At 56.7% G+C, this 13,538-nt stretch carries 19 protein-coding genes; 15 read left to right on the top strand and 4 right to left on the bottom strand.

The genetic code is table 11. The annotated features are described in order from the left end of the window. Positions 1–77: 77 nt before the first annotated feature. From Q668_RS03070 to Q668_RS03080, 3 genes are all read left to right on the top strand, one after another. On the top strand, positions 78–1,031 hold the full coding sequence (locus Q668_RS03070; protein WP_022988131.1) for a LysR family transcriptional regulator: 954 nt from the start codon (positions 78–80) through the stop codon (positions 1,029–1,031). Between the two features lie 93 nt (positions 1,032–1,124). Next, positions 1,125–3,146 (top strand): TonB-dependent receptor domain-containing protein, encoded by a 2,022-nt coding sequence (locus Q668_RS03075; protein ID WP_022988132.1) that lies wholly within the window; start codon positions 1,125–1,127, stop codon positions 3,144–3,146. Positions 3,147–3,156: 10 nt separating this feature from the next. Next, the gene (locus tag Q668_RS03080) at positions 3,157–4,023 is read left to right on the top strand and encodes an ABC transporter substrate-binding protein (protein WP_022988133.1); all 867 of its coding nucleotides are present in this window, start codon (positions 3,157–3,159) and stop codon (positions 4,021–4,023) included. 72 nt (positions 4,024–4,095) lie between these two features. On the opposite strand, the gene rhtB is transcribed toward Q668_RS03080, so the two are convergent. Then, a complete protein-coding gene (rhtB, locus tag Q668_RS03085; RefSeq protein ID WP_036219039.1) occupies positions 4,096–4,716 on the bottom strand; it encodes a homoserine/homoserine lactone efflux protein in 621 nt (206 codons plus the stop codon). A 75-nt stretch (positions 4,717–4,791) separates the two neighbouring features. Between rhtB and Q668_RS17260 the strand changes: the two genes are divergently transcribed. From Q668_RS17260 to Q668_RS03105, 5 genes are all read left to right on the top strand, one after another. Further along, positions 4,792–4,947, top strand: coding sequence for a hypothetical protein (locus Q668_RS17260; protein WP_022988135.1), 156 nt, complete (start codon positions 4,792–4,794; stop codon positions 4,945–4,947). A gap of 135 nt (positions 4,948–5,082) precedes the next feature. Further along, a complete protein-coding gene (locus Q668_RS03090; protein WP_022988136.1) occupies positions 5,083–5,832 on the top strand; it encodes a ParA family protein in 750 nt (249 codons plus the stop codon). A 49-nt stretch (positions 5,833–5,881) separates the two neighbouring features. Then, on the top strand, positions 5,882–6,550 hold the full coding sequence (locus tag Q668_RS03095) for an alpha/beta hydrolase (RefSeq protein ID WP_022988137.1): 669 nt from the start codon (positions 5,882–5,884) through the stop codon (positions 6,548–6,550). After that, positions 6,547–7,782 (top strand): aromatic amino acid transporter, encoded by a 1,236-nt coding sequence (locus Q668_RS03100; protein ID WP_022988138.1) that lies wholly within the window; start codon positions 6,547–6,549, stop codon positions 7,780–7,782. Before Q668_RS03095 ends, Q668_RS03100 begins: the two co-directional genes overlap by 4 nt. A 15-nt stretch (positions 7,783–7,797) precedes the next feature. Continuing rightward, positions 7,798–8,166, top strand: coding sequence for a peroxiredoxin (locus tag Q668_RS03105; RefSeq protein ID WP_081697547.1), 369 nt, complete (start codon positions 7,798–7,800; stop codon positions 8,164–8,166). 88 nt (positions 8,167–8,254) lie between these two features. On the opposite strand, the gene Q668_RS03110 is transcribed toward Q668_RS03105, so the two are convergent. The 3 genes from Q668_RS03110 to Q668_RS17190 all read right to left on the bottom strand — a co-directional run bounded on the left by Q668_RS03110 (position 8,255) and on the right by Q668_RS17190 (position 9,228). Next, entirely contained in the window at positions 8,255–8,650 is a 396-nt protein-coding gene (locus Q668_RS03110) for a helix-turn-helix domain-containing protein (RefSeq protein WP_022988140.1), read from the bottom strand. A 12-nt stretch (positions 8,651–8,662) separates the two neighbouring features. After that, positions 8,663–8,947: a type II toxin-antitoxin system HigB family toxin gene (locus Q668_RS03115; protein ID WP_022988141.1), complete on the bottom strand. Its 285-nt coding sequence runs from the start codon at positions 8,945–8,947 to the stop codon at positions 8,663–8,665. 116 nt (positions 8,948–9,063) lie between these two features. Then, on the bottom strand, positions 9,064–9,228 hold the full coding sequence (locus tag Q668_RS17190; protein WP_161628522.1) for a hypothetical protein: 165 nt from the start codon (positions 9,226–9,228) through the stop codon (positions 9,064–9,066). A gap of 285 nt (positions 9,229–9,513) precedes the next feature. Between Q668_RS17190 and Q668_RS17265 the strand changes: the two genes are divergently transcribed. The 7 genes from Q668_RS17265 to Q668_RS16575 all read left to right on the top strand — a co-directional run. Further along, entirely contained in the window at positions 9,514–10,329 is an 816-nt protein-coding gene (locus tag Q668_RS17265) for an Arm DNA-binding domain-containing protein (protein WP_022988142.1), read from the top strand. Next, positions 10,277–10,807: a tyrosine-type recombinase/integrase gene (locus tag Q668_RS17270; protein ID WP_264629578.1), complete on the top strand. Its 531-nt coding sequence runs from the start codon at positions 10,277–10,279 to the stop codon at positions 10,805–10,807. The genes Q668_RS17265 and Q668_RS17270 overlap by 53 nt, the downstream gene beginning before the upstream one ends. 34 nt (positions 10,808–10,841) lie before the next feature. Continuing rightward, complete coding sequence (locus Q668_RS03125) at positions 10,842–11,105, top strand: hypothetical protein (protein WP_022988144.1); 264 nt, start codon at positions 10,842–10,844, stop codon at positions 11,103–11,105. Positions 11,106–11,110: 5 nt separating this feature from the next. Then, complete coding sequence (locus Q668_RS03130; protein ID WP_152521757.1) at positions 11,111–11,752, top strand: hypothetical protein; 642 nt, start codon at positions 11,111–11,113, stop codon at positions 11,750–11,752. An 86-nt stretch (positions 11,753–11,838) separates the two neighbouring features. Further along, the gene (locus Q668_RS16760; protein WP_152521758.1) at positions 11,839–12,033 is read left to right on the top strand and encodes a hypothetical protein; all 195 of its coding nucleotides are present in this window, start codon (positions 11,839–11,841) and stop codon (positions 12,031–12,033) included. Positions 12,034–12,046: 13 nt separating this feature from the next. Further along, positions 12,047–12,394, top strand: coding sequence for a hypothetical protein (locus tag Q668_RS03135; protein ID WP_022988146.1), 348 nt, complete (start codon positions 12,047–12,049; stop codon positions 12,392–12,394). A 130-nt stretch (positions 12,395–12,524) separates the two neighbouring features. Next, a partial coding sequence (locus tag Q668_RS16575; RefSeq protein ID WP_200861337.1) for a hypothetical protein occupies positions 12,525–13,538 on the top strand: 1,014 nt, incomplete at its 3' end.

Below are 13,538 nucleotides of genomic sequence, written 5' to 3' on the forward strand. Positions count from 1 at the left end.
AAAAGAATGATAATGGTTCGCATTAATATTTTAAAGCCCTAAACCGGAACGGTCTGTTGCAAAATATGGAACGCGCTATGTATGACCTTGAAGAGCTGGAAGCCTTTGTCTCGGTAGTTCGCACCGGCAGCCTGACCGCCAGTACCCGGGATCTCGGTTGCCCGAAATCTACCCTCAGCCGCCGGATTCGCCAGTTGGAGGAGGCAGTGGGTCAGCCGTTGCTGCTGCGCCAGTCCAGAAAGGTTGTACCGAACGACGCGGGGCGGGTGTTCTACCGATACAGCAACGACATTCTTGAGCTGGCCGCCCGGGGGCGGGAAGCCCTGGATGAACTGAAAGAGGAGGTCAGCGGCCGGCTGGAGCTGTGCTGCCATGAATCCTTGGTGCGCGGCTGGTTTGCCGGCGTGGTGGAAGCCTTCATGGACGAATACCCGGACATGCGGGTGGCGCTGCATACCCAGCAGCGGGTGCCGGAAAAACTGGATAACGGCATCTGCCTCTGGCTGGGCGCCGCGCCCGAATGCCCGTTGCGACAGGAGCGCCTGGGCCTGCTTGCCCAGAGTGTGTATGCCAGCCCCGGCTACCTGGAGCAGGCCGGTTTACCTGCAACGCCGGGAGAGCTCGGCCGGTATGCCTGGGTGGATATGCTAAACCGCCATGGCGGGGGAACGGTGCTGCACAATTCTGCCCAGGGGACCTATCCGCTATCCGCCCCGGAGCGACAGTTTACGGTTGACCAGTTCTGTGTTCAGGGTGATGCAATTGCCGCCGGCCGGGGCCTGGGCCTGATGCCGGACTGGCTGGTGGAGCAACGCTTGCGCGCCCATCCCGGCAGTTTTCGTCGCTGCCTGCCGGATTGGCGCGGCCCGGACTTGCCGGTAACCCTGCTTTACCCCCACGGCCACCTGCCGCGCCGGGTCCGGGCCTTTATTGCCCATTTGAGAAGCTCGGTACCCATAGCCTGGCTGGCCGGCTCCTGCGTAGCGGAGGACGTTGTTCCGGATATTGGAACAGATCATATCAACACCTGAACCCTTGCCTTGTGTTAATGTTGTCGCAACTAATAATGATTCGCATCTGCATAGCGGGTCGAGAATCAACATTGCACAACACAAGGAGTTTTCATGCGTCGTCCTATTCTGGCCTCCGCCATCGCATTAGCCAGTACCGGAACGGTTGTTGCCCAGCCGGCCCCGGTTGAGTTGGGTGAAATTGTTGTTACAGCATCGGGGTTTGAGCAGAACATTTCCGATGCACCGGCGAGTATTTCAGTGATCTCCAATGATGAACTGGCCAAGAAATCCTACAAAAGCATTGTCGACGCGGTGAATAACATCCCGGGTGTGTACGTCACCGGTGGTGGCGGGGCACAGGACATCAGCATCCGGGGCATGGACGACAGCTACACGCTGTACCTGGTGGACGGTCGGCCAGTGTCTGCCGGTCGCTCGGTAAACACCAATGGCCAGGATGGTGGCAAGCAGATTGCCCTGCCGCCAATTTCAATGATCGAGCGGGTGGAAGTGATCCGCGGGCCCATGTCTTCACTCTATGGCTCTGAGGCCATGGGCGGTGTCATCAACATCATCACCCGTAAAAACCGGGGTGAGTGGGCTGGCACTATATCCTCCGAATACACCCAGTCTTTCAACGATGTGAGCAACGACAGCAAGCAAACCAGCCTGTTTGCCGGTGGTGCGTTGGTCGAAGGTTTGCTGAGTGCCGAGGTTAATGCCTCCTGGTCGGGTGACGATGAAAGCGATTTCGCCGGCGCCGACGATTCCGCCAGAAGTACCCCGGAAAGCAAGCGTACGATGGGCGGAGCCAAGCTGATTTTCACTCCGGATAACCAAAACGAATTTGCCCTGAGCTATGACAGCTCCCGCCTGGAAGAAACCAGCACTCCGGGCAAAAGCGTGGCCCTGGATGAAACCGGGTCAACCTACATCTACGACAAAGACGTTTACGTGCTCTCCCACGCCGGTAACTACGGTAACTGGATGACCAGGAGCTTTGTTCAGCACGATCTTTCCGAACGGGTGCAGGACCAGACCAAGAAAGAGCAGGTGTCGATGCTGGATACCCAGGCAACACGGTTCTGGGGTGATCACGTGGTTACCGTGGGTGGCCAGTACAAGCAGGAGAAGCTGACGGATGAAACCAACGGTTTGCTCACCTCCAATATCCCGGGTGCCGTGCGCAGTGTTGACCGCTGGATTGCCGCTGTTTACTCGGAAGTGGAGTGGGGCCTGACCGACGACTTCTCGGTGACCACCGGCCTGCGTTACAACGACGACGAACTGTTTGGCGGCGAGTTCTCGCCCCGGGTCTATGCGCTTTACGACCTGACGCCTGAGCTGACCCTGAAAGGCGGCGTGTCGACCGGCTATCGCCAGCCCGGGCTGGCGGATGTCACGGAAGGGTTTGGCCGTGGCACCGGTGGCGGTGGCTCGCCTGCACCTCATCCCCGAGCGCTGATCATCGGCAACCCGGATCTCGACCCCGAGTCCAGCATCAGTTATGAAGCCGGCATGGTCTTCGACAGCCGGGCCATGGGCCTGAATGCAAGCCTGATGCTGTTCCAGACCGATTTCAAAGACAAGATTGCGGAAGATCGCTTCTGCGAATCCCCGAATGGCGACAGGGGTGACCCAGACACCTGGACCTGCGCATTCGAGGGCAATGACTACCTGTTCCTGAGTACCCGGGCCAACATCGACGAAGCCGAAATGCGCGGTATTGAGCTGACGCTCGACTACGACCTGACCGATGCGGTAACCCTCAGTTCCAGCTACACCTACACCGATTCCGAGCAGAAAACCGGTGATTTCAAGGGTGAGCCCCTGAACAAGGTTCCCGAACACATGGCTAACGCCAACCTGGACTGGCAGGCCGGCGGCCGCCTGAACCTGTGGTTCCAGACTAACTATCGTGGCGAAACCAGTGACTTCCTTGGCCGCAGAGATATGGAGAGCGGAACGCCGGGTTACACGCTGATGGATGTGGGCTTGTTGTACCGGCTGACGGATACCGCCCGGGTAACAGCGGGCCTGTACAACCTCGCCGATAAAGAAATTACCAACGATGACTACGGCGTGGTGCTGGATGGCCGCCGCCTGAACCTTGGCCTTGCGGTCGACTTCTAAGGAGAATTGCATGAACTCACTGAAACTCACCCTGGCCGGAGCCCTGGCAGGCCTTACGCTCGCGGGCTGTGCAACCACCGCTTCGGACACCGGCCCGACCGTGGTCAGCTACGACCACGGTGCCCTGGACACGCTGCTGGAGCTGGGGCTGGAAGATAAGGTCCTGGCCATTCCTCAGCAGGGGCTGCCGGACTACCTGGCTGATCTTGGGGCCAAACTGCCGGATGCCGGCAGCTTGAAAGAACCTGACCAGAAGCTGCTGGCAGGCCTGCAACCGGGGCTGGTACTGATGACCGGTCGTCAGGGCGCCGATGCCCAGATTTCGGCAGCAAAGGTTGCCCCTGTGCGCGATGTAACCCTGGCCACAGGCGACTTCCGGGAGGCGGTAAACGCCAATGTAATCAACCTGGCGAGTTACTATGGCCTTAAAGAAACCGCAGGCCTCAAGCTTGGCGAACTCTGGCAGCATGTGGGTGAACAGAAAGCGGAGCTGGCTGATGCCGGTACAGTTACCGTGGTCACCCACAACGATGGCAACTTTTCTTTGCGCAGCGAGCCCGCTGTTTATGAGCTGCTGGCGCTGACGCCGGCAATCGTTCCGGACTCTGTAGCGCCGGTTACGCGCGGCGAGCGCACCTTCTATCCGGTGAACGTCGAGACCCTGGCAGAGATGGCTCCGGATACGTTGCTGGTGGTGGACCGCAGCGCCGCCATTGGTGCCGAACCGCTGAAGCCGGAAATACTGGCATCCGCCATGGCGGATGCCGGCGCCGACACCAACGTTGTGGTGTTGAACCCGGGCCTCTGGTATCTCTCTGGCGGTGGCCTGCAGAGTGTGCGCCTGCAGGTGGATGAGGTGGTTAACGCGGTGCGTTAACGTCTGTGCATTGAGAGCAAAAGGCTCGCTGGAGAGAACCAGCGGGCCTTTTTGTTCGAGGAAGTGCGGCCTTCAGGCCCGCTTAAAGCTCGCCAGCGCTACCGCAGCTGTCACGAACAGGCTACCGAATACGCGGTTCATCTGCCGCTGGCGTTTCGGTGTAGTCATAAACCGGAACAGCTGGCTTGCGAGCAGGGCGTAGCCCACCATCACCAGAATATCGACCAGGATGAGGGTTGCCCCCATGGTGGCCAACTGCTGCCCATGGGCCGCGCCGGCCACCAGGAATTGCGGGAACAGGGCGATCAGGAAAATCGTGGCTTTCGGGTTGGTTAGGTTCACCAGTGCGCCATTCCAGAACTGCTGGCGGGGGCTGAAGCCGGACAGGTCTGCGCGGGTGGCTTCCACCGGTTGCTCCCGCCATTTCTGGATACCCAGCCAGATCAGATAGGCCACGCCAATCCACTTGATGACCATCAGGGCCGTGTTGGACGAAGCCACAATGGCACCCAGGCCTGCGCCCACCAGCACAATCTGTACGCCATATCCGAACTGCTGGCCGGCAATGGTGGGTAAGGACTTACGCACACCATAACGCAGGCCGCTACTCATGGAGTTGACCGCGCCGGCACCGGGAGAAACACTGATCAGAAGGGCTGCGACCAGAAATGTGAGCCACACAGTGAGTGTCATTGCTTACGCTCGCGAAATTCAGGGAAGTGATATAATACTCGCCGTTAGAACCGAGCCAAACGAGGAGATACCGAGATGGCCAGAAAAAAGGCGAAAGCCACACAGCACAGTGCTGTGCAGCGGGAACTGAGAACACCAAAATACCAGATGCGTGTGGTTGAAGACAAAACCAGGTACAAGCGCAGCCGGGACAAAAGTGTGCGGATGGAGGGCTTCCGCAAAGCCGCGTGAGCGTGGTTTTACGAAAGCCTTCCTTTCTGCCTGCCGGCTCCCGCGATAACTGTCATAAAAGCTTCATAGTTGCTGTCTTGGTGCCTGTTACCCTGTAATGTTTGGTAACAACGGATACAGCAGGAGCTCCCGTCCATGAGAATCATCGCCTTCTACAGCCCCAAGGGTGGCGTAGGCAAAACCGCCGCAGCCGTGAATACCGCTTATCTTGCCAGCCGCGCCAACATCAGCACACTGCTTTGGGATCTCGACCCGCAAGGGGCTGCCAGTTTTTACCTGGCGGGTGCGGAGGTCGTCAAAGGCCGTAAGCTGTCCAAGCTGTTAGAAGGCAAATCCCCCATTGCCCGCTTTATCCACGAAGACGTCTACCCCAATCTCGACTTTATCCCCGCCCACAGCAGCTTTCGCAACTTCGATATCAAGCTTGAGCACGAGGAAGGGCACAACGTTCTGAAAGACTTGCTGGCTCCGCTTTCCGAAGAAACCAGCCTGGTGGTTCTGGACTGCCCGCCCACACTCTCGCGCCTGACCGAACAGGTGCTGGAAATGGCCGATAAGGTGTATGTGCCAATGGTGCCTACCTGGTTGTCCCTCAACAGCTGGAACCAGTTACGGGAGTTTGTGAAAGACAAAAAGCTGGGTAACAAGAAACTCCGGCCGTTTTTCTCCATGGTCGACCGTCGCAAGAACCTGCACAGGGAGATACTGGGTCAGTCTGCGGAGTTGCTTGGCACGCCGGTCAATGTGGCTGTTCCCTACGCAAGTGTTGTCGAGCGAATGGGAGAAGAGGGCAAGCCTCTGGAGCTGCTGGCGCCGAATACGCCTGCGGCGGCGGAGTTTCGAAAGCTTTGTGAGAGTGTTCGAAAGGATCTTTGGGCTCGCTGACGCGGAAAATGTTAAAGTCGCCGGTCTTTCCCTGATATCCGGAGGCCCGATGACCGCCCTGAACACCTTGCAAATCGACACCGGCGATAACCCCGAAACCACCATCATCTGGCTGCACGGCCTGGGCGCCAGCGGCCACGATTTTGAGCCGGTGGTTCCGGAGTTCCGGTTCTCCCGTGAGAAGCCGGTACGTTTCATCTTCCCCCACGCCCCCGAACTGCCGGTAACCATCAACGGTGGTTACGTGATGCCAGCCTGGTACGACATCCTCGCCATGGACGTAGACCGAAAGGTGGATGCCGAACAACTGCGGGCCTCGGCGGCGATGGTGGCAGAGCTGATCCGGCAGGAGCGGGAGCGTGGCATTGCCAGCGAGAACATCATCCTTGGCGGCTTCTCGCAGGGCGGTGCGGTGGCCTATGAGCTGGCACTGAGCTATCCCGAGCGACTGGGTGGTCTGTTCGCCCTCTCCACCTATTTTGCCACCGCTGATTCTATCGGGCTGAGCGAGGCCAATCGCCAGCTTCCCATATTTATTGCCCACGGCCGGTTTGACCAGGTTGTTGCGGAACATCTTGGGCAGACGGCTCAGCAGAAACTGCAGGAGCTGGGGTACGAGCCGGAGTATCACGCCTATGGGATGGAGCACAGCCTTTGCCTGGAAGAGGTTCGGGATCTGGATGTGTTTCTGGCCAAGCGGGTGGCGGGCGCAAAGTGACAGACCAGCCGGTTTCCAGACGATCTCCTTCACTCATCGGCGGCGCCAGCATCATCGCCAGCGTCTGTGTGGGCGCGGGTATGCTTGGCCTGCCAAGTTCCGGCGCCGGTGCATGGACGCTGTGGTCCAGCTTTGCCCTGATTCTCACCATGGTGGTGATGACGCTGTCCGGCTGGATGCTGCTGGAGGCCCTGAAGCATTATGACCTGAGGGCGTCGTTTAATACGGTCACCAAGTCCATGCTGGGGCCGCGGGTGAATATCTTCAGTAACCTGATGGTCTATTTTGTCGGCGGCATTCTGCTCTATGCCTACATTACATCGTCCGGGCTGATCATTCAGGGCGTGACTGGAGTCAGCAGCAAGCTGGCATCTGTGGCCTTTGTGGCGGTGTTTTCGCTGGTGGTGTGGCACTCCACCCGGGCAGTGGACCGGCTTTCGGTGGTGCTGGTTACCTTCATGCTGCTGAGCTTTGTGTTGGGCGTATCCGGCCTCGCATCACGGATTGAGTTCAGTGTGCTGTTCGACACTGTCAACCAGCATGGCCAGTACGCACCCTACGCGCTGGCCATGTTGCCGGTGGCTCTCACCTCTTTCGGTTACCACCATTCGGTTGCTTCCCTGCGGGCCTATTATGGAGAAGAGCGGAAGGCGCAGAAGGCTATTCTCGGTGGCACCTCCATTGCCTTGCTGTTTTACATCGCCTGGTTGGTGAGCATCTTCGGCAACCTGCCAAGGGCCGACTTCGGGCCCGTTGTCGCCCGGGGTGGCGATGTCGACGTGCTGCTGGCGGCCCTGGGGTTTGCCATAGACTCCGAGCGGGTGGCCAATACCATCAGCGCCTTCTCTGCGGCGGCGATTCTGTCGTCCTTTGTGGGCGTGGGGCTGGGGACATTCGATTTCATGGCCGACCTCTTCGGTTTCGAAAACGACCGAAAGGGCCGCACCAAAACCTGGGCAATCACCTTCATCCCGCCGCTGCTGCTCTCTGTGATGGCACCCTTCGGATTTGTCCTGGCCATTGGCTATGCCGGCGCAGCCGCTGCTGTCTGGGCCTGTATCATCCCGGCCCTGCTGGCCTGGAAATCAAGAACACTTCAAGGTGGTAAAACAGGCTTTATGGCTCCAGGCGGGAAGGCGGCAATTGTACTGGTGCTGGTGTTCGGAGTGGTGACGGTGCTGTTCCACTTTATGGGGCTGGCGGGGTGGTTGCCGGTGGCGCAGTTGGGGTGAGGGGCGTAGCCTTCAATACTTTTCGCGGTGCCAGGCGCTTTCACGCCGGGTTGTTCAGCAACCCACCTGCCTGGCTTCGTAGTCAATGCAGACAAGATAAAGGCTAAAGGCGTCGATGCCATCGTTTGTACTGCGGTCAATGATGCCTTCGTGATGGATGCCTGGGGTAAGTCTCAGAATGCCGTGGAGATTGTCATGGCGGGTGATGGCAACGCTGAATTCGCTAAGGCGATCGGACTGGAGCTGGATCTGACTGAGCGTGGATTGGGCGTGCGCAGCAAGCGCTACGCGATGATCGTCAACGACGGCAAGGTCGAGCTGCTCAATATCGATACCACGGGTATTGATGCTAGCAGTGCGGAAACCATTCTGGCAGCCCTTTGACCTTCAATATCAAACCGCTGGAAGTTGGCTGCCAATAGGTTGGCCTATAGGGCTCGCTGTGCCAGAGCGTCGGCTTGTTGTTCCCTTGTCAAGATCCTCTCGCGCTTGCGGCTTCGTGAGAGGGCCTCTGAACCAAGATGTCCGTTGGTATGCCCAGCCCATGGTTCAGCCTGCGAATCATATTCAGGCTTAGAGGCCGAACGCCATTCAGCACTTCGCTCACTTTGGAAGCCGAACCGAAAAAGGGCACGAGATCCTTGTTCTTAAGCCCTTGTTGCTCCATACGGAAGCGGATAGCTGATACGGGGTCGGGAAGGTCAATGGGGAACTGGCGCTGTTCATACTGTTCGATCAGCATCGCCAGAACTTCCAGCTCGTCGGCTTCCCGGGAGCCCTCTTGTGGATCAGCCTCCATCAGTGCCATAAGGCGCTCCAGAGCCGCCTCGTGCTCATCTGGAGTTTTGATGATTTTCAGATGGTCCATTATGCCGTTCCCTCAGAATGTTTTCTTGCTGTACTCAGCGTGTGTTCCAACCCACTCCACCACGACGATCCCGTTTTGATAGCGCACTTTAACCACCAGCCGAAAATGGTTGCCTTTGATGTTGAAAATGACCCGGTTGTCCGCGAGAAAATCGGCGCTTGAGAATCGTTCCTTGATGTCTTTTGGCGTTTGCCAATCACCTCTTTCCGCTTCGGCAAACCAGGCTTCAAGGGCCTTGCGTGAGGAAGCGTGTTTGCGCATAAAGTCTGTCAGCTTGTTCCTGGCTAAGACCTTCATGGGATGAGAAAGTTCCTTTTTCGGGAATACTACGTTATTTTCCCGAAATGGGAAAATAACGTCTGATTATAAAAAGCAAAGCGATTGGTCGTAATGCCTTCCCTTGCCACGGTAGATCATTCGCGCAACGCCCCTTCGACGATAGCTTCTGCAGACTGGCAGCGGGTGTCGCTGGCCAGGCTCAGACGGATGTCTTCCTGACAGCTGTGTGAGCGTTTCGGGTAGAAAGTGCTGCGGGTTGTTGCTTGGTTTTGTGGCGAAGTGTCCCGTGAGTCCCCCATGGGGTGCCCCAGAAACGACTTAGCCCGCTAAGAAGCGGGCTAAGTCATTGAATCTTATGGTGCCCGGAGGCGGAATCGAACCACCGACACGGGGATTTTCAATCCCTAAAAATCGACATTTTCCGGCATTGATCTGCACTCCCAAAATTACAACAAAACCCTTTAATATCAACTATTAGTTGAATTTTTCCCGCCCTATTGTATTGATCGAAATTTACCCGTATTCTCGAAAAGTGCTTACATATTGCTTACAAATTGCTTACACGTTTTCGAGGGGTAGCAGGGGTGAAAGTAAACCTGACCGCAGGCAGGGTGGATGGATTCAAGGCCGGTGCCGATGGGAAGCAATCCTTTCTATGGGATTCCACGGTGCCGGGGTTGGGGGTTCGTGCCACCGCAAAGAGCAAAGCTTTCATCTATCAGAACCGGTTAGACGGTAAAGCCCTGCGGGTGACTATCGGGGACGTTAAAACGTGGGGCATTGATGAAGCCCGCGCTGAAGCCCGTAGACTTGGCACCCTGGTTGATCAGGGCGTAGACCCCCGCCTGGAAAAGAAACAGCGGCTGGCGGAAGTCAGGGAGGCTCAGAAGGAAGCAAAACGGGCTGATGCCACAGTTGGTGATGCCTGGTCAGAATACATTGAAGCCCGGAAGGCCCGTTGGGGTGATCACCACCTGAAAGACCACCTGAAAATCAGCAAAGCCGGTGGCGAACCCCGCAAACGTGGAAAGGGCAATACACAACCCGGTGTGCTGACCCCGCTCCTTTCGGTGAAGCTGGCGGATATAGACAGTCACACCGTGGGGCAATGGTTGCAGAACGAAGCGAAGGACCGCCCCACACAAGCCCGGTTAGCGTTTGCCCTGCTGCGGGCATTCCTGAACTGGTGTGATGATCAACCCCGTTTTCAAGGGTTGGCAAGCCCTGATGCCTGTTCTAACCGGCTGGCGAAACAAACCCTACCCCCTAAAAGGGGTGAAAGTGGATTGCCTGCAACGGGAACAGTTACCCGCCTGGTTCTCAGCGGTCCAGAAAATTCACAACCCCGTGATTTCCGCTTACCTGAAAATCCTGTTGCTCACCGGTGCCCGCCGGGGTGAATTGGCAACCCTGAAATGGTCAGACGTTGATACCCGGTGGGGTAGCCTGGCAATCCATGACAAGGTTGAAGGGGAGCGGGTGATACCCCTGACCCCGTATGTTGCCTTTCTGATCGACTCACTACCGCGCCGGAATGAATGGGTGTTTTCGAGCCCCACCGCAAAGAGCGGGCACCTGATGGAACCACGGGCACAGCATACCCGCGCCTTGAAAGTGGCAGGCATTGAAGGGCTAACCCTGCACGGATTAAGGCGGTCTTTCGGCACCTTGTCGGAATGGGTAGAAGTGCCCGCCGGTATCGTCGCTCAGATTCAAGGCCATAAGCCGAGTGCCACCGTTGAAAAGCACTACCGCCAGCGTCCCCTGGACCTGCTGAAGCAGTGGCACACGAAAATAGAAACCTGGGTTCTGGAACAGGCCGGAATCACCTTTGAACCACCGGTGGCAGGCCAGCGCCTGCGAGCCGTGAAACAGTAAACCCGCCAGCCGGGAACGATAGGAGAAAGGAACGATGAAACAGAACAACAAAGCCGGTGTTATCACCGAACAGGAAGCCCGCCAGCTTGAACAGGGATTGGAGAATAGCCGTTCAGGCAGAATCGGTGCCTTCACCGTGATGATGCAGACAGACAGCGACATTCAGGAAGAAATGAAGCATGACCCGCTGTATAAGTCCGACTCGCTGGCGGATTTGCGGGAAGCCCTGGAAGCACACCGGCGGGTAACAGACCTGATGGAAACAGCGGTGAACCGCTTAGAAGGTCTGCGGGGGTAAAAGGGATGGGTGTGAACCTGGTCCTATTCACGATAGATAACGAGTACACCCGCGAGACTTTGCGGGTGCTGATTCCTGCCGATGACGCTTTGTACGGTTTGCTTGAAAACCGTGCGCCAGATGATCAGATTTCTGACCGTCGATTTACTGCAGCCAATATCGAGTTATCACCAGAGAAAGGGGTGGTTCTCGAATTGTCAGAAGCAGAACTAGTCTATGAGCCCGAAAATTGGCGTCATGCCTGGCAGGCACTGAATCTGGAACAACGGATTTACCGTTGCGGAGAGATTACTCAGAAATTGATCCTGTCTTTGTTTTTCTTTCAGCAAAAACGTGGTCACGGGCAGCGAAAACAGGGACGCAAAGATAAAGATGTTATCAATTACCTAGTTAATCTGGTTCATGCCTATCGTTTCTTAATGGAGGGTGAGCAGAATAGATCAGCCCCGGTGTCAGTCCATGAAGCAGCCCGCGCGGTGGCCTATGATGCTGAAACCCAAGATTCCAGCTTTCCTTTTCTTATGCCTGATGACGGTGTGATCCCATGGCCTGCCAGTTGGAAGAATGATGGTGCGACGCCTGGCACTGAACAAGGAATTGAACGACTGAGAAAAAGAGCGGCCAGAGATAAACCAAATGGGTACTGACACTCTTTTGTCCCAAGTGGTGTAACCCCCGCCTGTATCGTTATTTCCCGATGGTTCCACATCACATTCAATCGGGAGATAACACCATGATTACCACTGAACAGCTAGCCGAAAAATTCCACGTCAAACCGAACACCATTCGCACCTCACTTTGCCGTAAAGGGCACTGGTGCGGGTTGCGTCCCGTTCGCCTTCCTAACCGCTTTCTGGCTTGGCCTGATGATGCCGTTGAACGGTTGTTGGCTCAGTCACAAAACACCACCGAAAGCCAACAAGCATAAGGAAGGCAGCGCCATGTACATCTCTATCGTTCGAGAGTATTGGAAGTTCCCGGTTAGCTCCGGTGAAGGAGTGGCAAACCATTTTTACCTGGATCACGACTGGGGGTTATGGATTGACCCCCTGCTGATTGAAGTTGATAGGGCATTTGCCCTTGAGCGGGCTACGGCAGAAGGGCAGCCGGTGATCATAGATGACGAGCAGGCCTTATACCGGTTGGACTGGCTAGAAACGGTTTCTGATTTCACTGGTGCGAAACGTTTGAAAACAAAATTGGAAAAAATCGCGCTGAAACAGCCGGGGGAGCCGGTGCAGACATCTGATCACCTGCTGGGAGTACTGGGTAATGGCAGTGAAAAGTAACGAACAAACCGCCCCGGATATACCACCGGGGTTGATACCCCCGAACCTGGAAGCAGTGCCGGAGGAACTGCAGCGATACCGGCAATGGGTAGTCTGGAAAGCCGTGGAAAGGACAAAGCGGGATGGTTCGGTGAAAGTGACCAAAGTCCCGCACAACCCGAAAACGGGGAGGAAGGCTAGCACGGGAAACCCGGAACACTGGGGCACCTTTGATGATGCCTGCATGGCGCACCTGATGGACGGTTACACCGGTATAGGGTTCGTTTTCACCGCTGATGATCCGTTTGTAGGGGTAGACCTGGATAACTGCTTTGATGAGTCCGGGAACCTGCGAGATGACGCCCGGAGGGCAGTGGATGAATTGCAGTCATTCACCGAAAGATCACCGTCCGGTAAGGGGCTGCATATTATCTGCAAGGGGGAGTTACCCGGTGATGGTCACTGCGACAACAACGCAGGCCGGGAAATGTATCAGGAAGGCCGGTTCTTCACGATAACGGCTGATGTGGTGGAAGGGTTGGGCACCGTCAAGTCAGGCGGTGCCGCCCTCGAAACGCTGCGCTCGGATTGGTTCGGACAATCCGCCAGCAATGACGCAAGTCACACCGTGGGTGATCTGGATTGGGATGATGGTGCACCGTTGGTGTCATTGGATGATATGCCAATAGGGGAGGGCTGGAAAGCCCTGGTCAGGGATGGTGACGGGTTGGACAAGTTCACTGATTCGGTGGGGAGCCCTGACCGCTCTACGGCACTGCTGCCGGTGTGTCAGGAAATGGTAAGCGCCGGGGAGAACAAAGAATCAATCCTGACGGTACTCACTGATAAGGCGAACTTTCTGGCAGGCGCTGCACTGGACCGGCGGGGAGGCAACCACGAATCAGCAAAACAGTGGCTGTGGAAATACACCCTGGCAAAAGTGCTGGCGGAAAGTCGGGAGCTTGCTGATGAGTTTGATGATTTGCCACCGCTTGAACGAAAAGAGCGGGCACCGGCGAAAGCCGGGAAGTACAGGGTTAGCTTCACACCGGCCGCCAAGCTCATACACGACACTACACCCATAGAATGGCTGATAAAGGATTATATCGAGGCGAACACCTTTACGGTGATTTTTGGAGAGTCATGCATATTCCGGCCCATCGTG

Origin of the sequence: Marinobacter sp. ES-1 (genome assembly GCF_000475255.1) — a bacterium.
GTDB classification, from domain to species: Bacteria; Pseudomonadota; Gammaproteobacteria; order Pseudomonadales; family Oleiphilaceae; genus Marinobacter; species Marinobacter vinifirmus.

What these genes read in the sequence shown, in the direction of transcription:
- Q668_RS03070 (WP_022988131.1), top strand. Translation starts at nt 78, where the DNA reads ATGTATGACCTTGAAGAGCTGGAAGCCTTTGTCTCGGTAGTTCGCACC.
- Q668_RS03075 (WP_022988132.1), top strand. Translation starts at nt 1,125, where the DNA reads ATGCGTCGTCCTATTCTGGCCTCCGCCATCGCATTAGCCAGTACCGGA.
- Q668_RS03080 (WP_022988133.1), top strand. Translation starts at nt 3,157, where the DNA reads ATGAACTCACTGAAACTCACCCTGGCCGGAGCCCTGGCAGGCCTTACG.
- rhtB (WP_036219039.1), bottom strand. Translation starts at nt 4,716, where the DNA reads ATGACACTCACTGTGTGGCTCACATTTCTGGTCGCAGCCCTTCTGATC.
- Q668_RS17260 (WP_022988135.1), top strand. Translation starts at nt 4,792, where the DNA reads ATGGCCAGAAAAAAGGCGAAAGCCACACAGCACAGTGCTGTGCAGCGG.
- Q668_RS03090 (WP_022988136.1), top strand. Translation starts at nt 5,083, where the DNA reads ATGAGAATCATCGCCTTCTACAGCCCCAAGGGTGGCGTAGGCAAAACC.
- Q668_RS03095 (WP_022988137.1), top strand. Translation starts at nt 5,882, where the DNA reads ATGACCGCCCTGAACACCTTGCAAATCGACACCGGCGATAACCCCGAA.
- Q668_RS03110 (WP_022988140.1), bottom strand. Translation starts at nt 8,650, where the DNA reads ATGGACCATCTGAAAATCATCAAAACTCCAGATGAGCACGAGGCGGCT.
- Q668_RS03115 (WP_022988141.1), bottom strand. Translation starts at nt 8,947, where the DNA reads ATGAAGGTCTTAGCCAGGAACAAGCTGACAGACTTTATGCGCAAACAC.
- Q668_RS17190 (WP_161628522.1), bottom strand. Translation starts at nt 9,228, where the DNA reads ATGGGGGACTCACGGGACACTTCGCCACAAAACCAAGCAACAACCCGC.
- Q668_RS03125 (WP_022988144.1), top strand. Translation starts at nt 10,842, where the DNA reads ATGAAACAGAACAACAAAGCCGGTGTTATCACCGAACAGGAAGCCCGC.
- Q668_RS03130 (WP_152521757.1), top strand. Translation starts at nt 11,111, where the DNA reads ATGGGTGTGAACCTGGTCCTATTCACGATAGATAACGAGTACACCCGC.
- Q668_RS16760 (WP_152521758.1), top strand. Translation starts at nt 11,839, where the DNA reads ATGATTACCACTGAACAGCTAGCCGAAAAATTCCACGTCAAACCGAAC.
- Q668_RS03135 (WP_022988146.1), top strand. Translation starts at nt 12,047, where the DNA reads ATGTACATCTCTATCGTTCGAGAGTATTGGAAGTTCCCGGTTAGCTCC.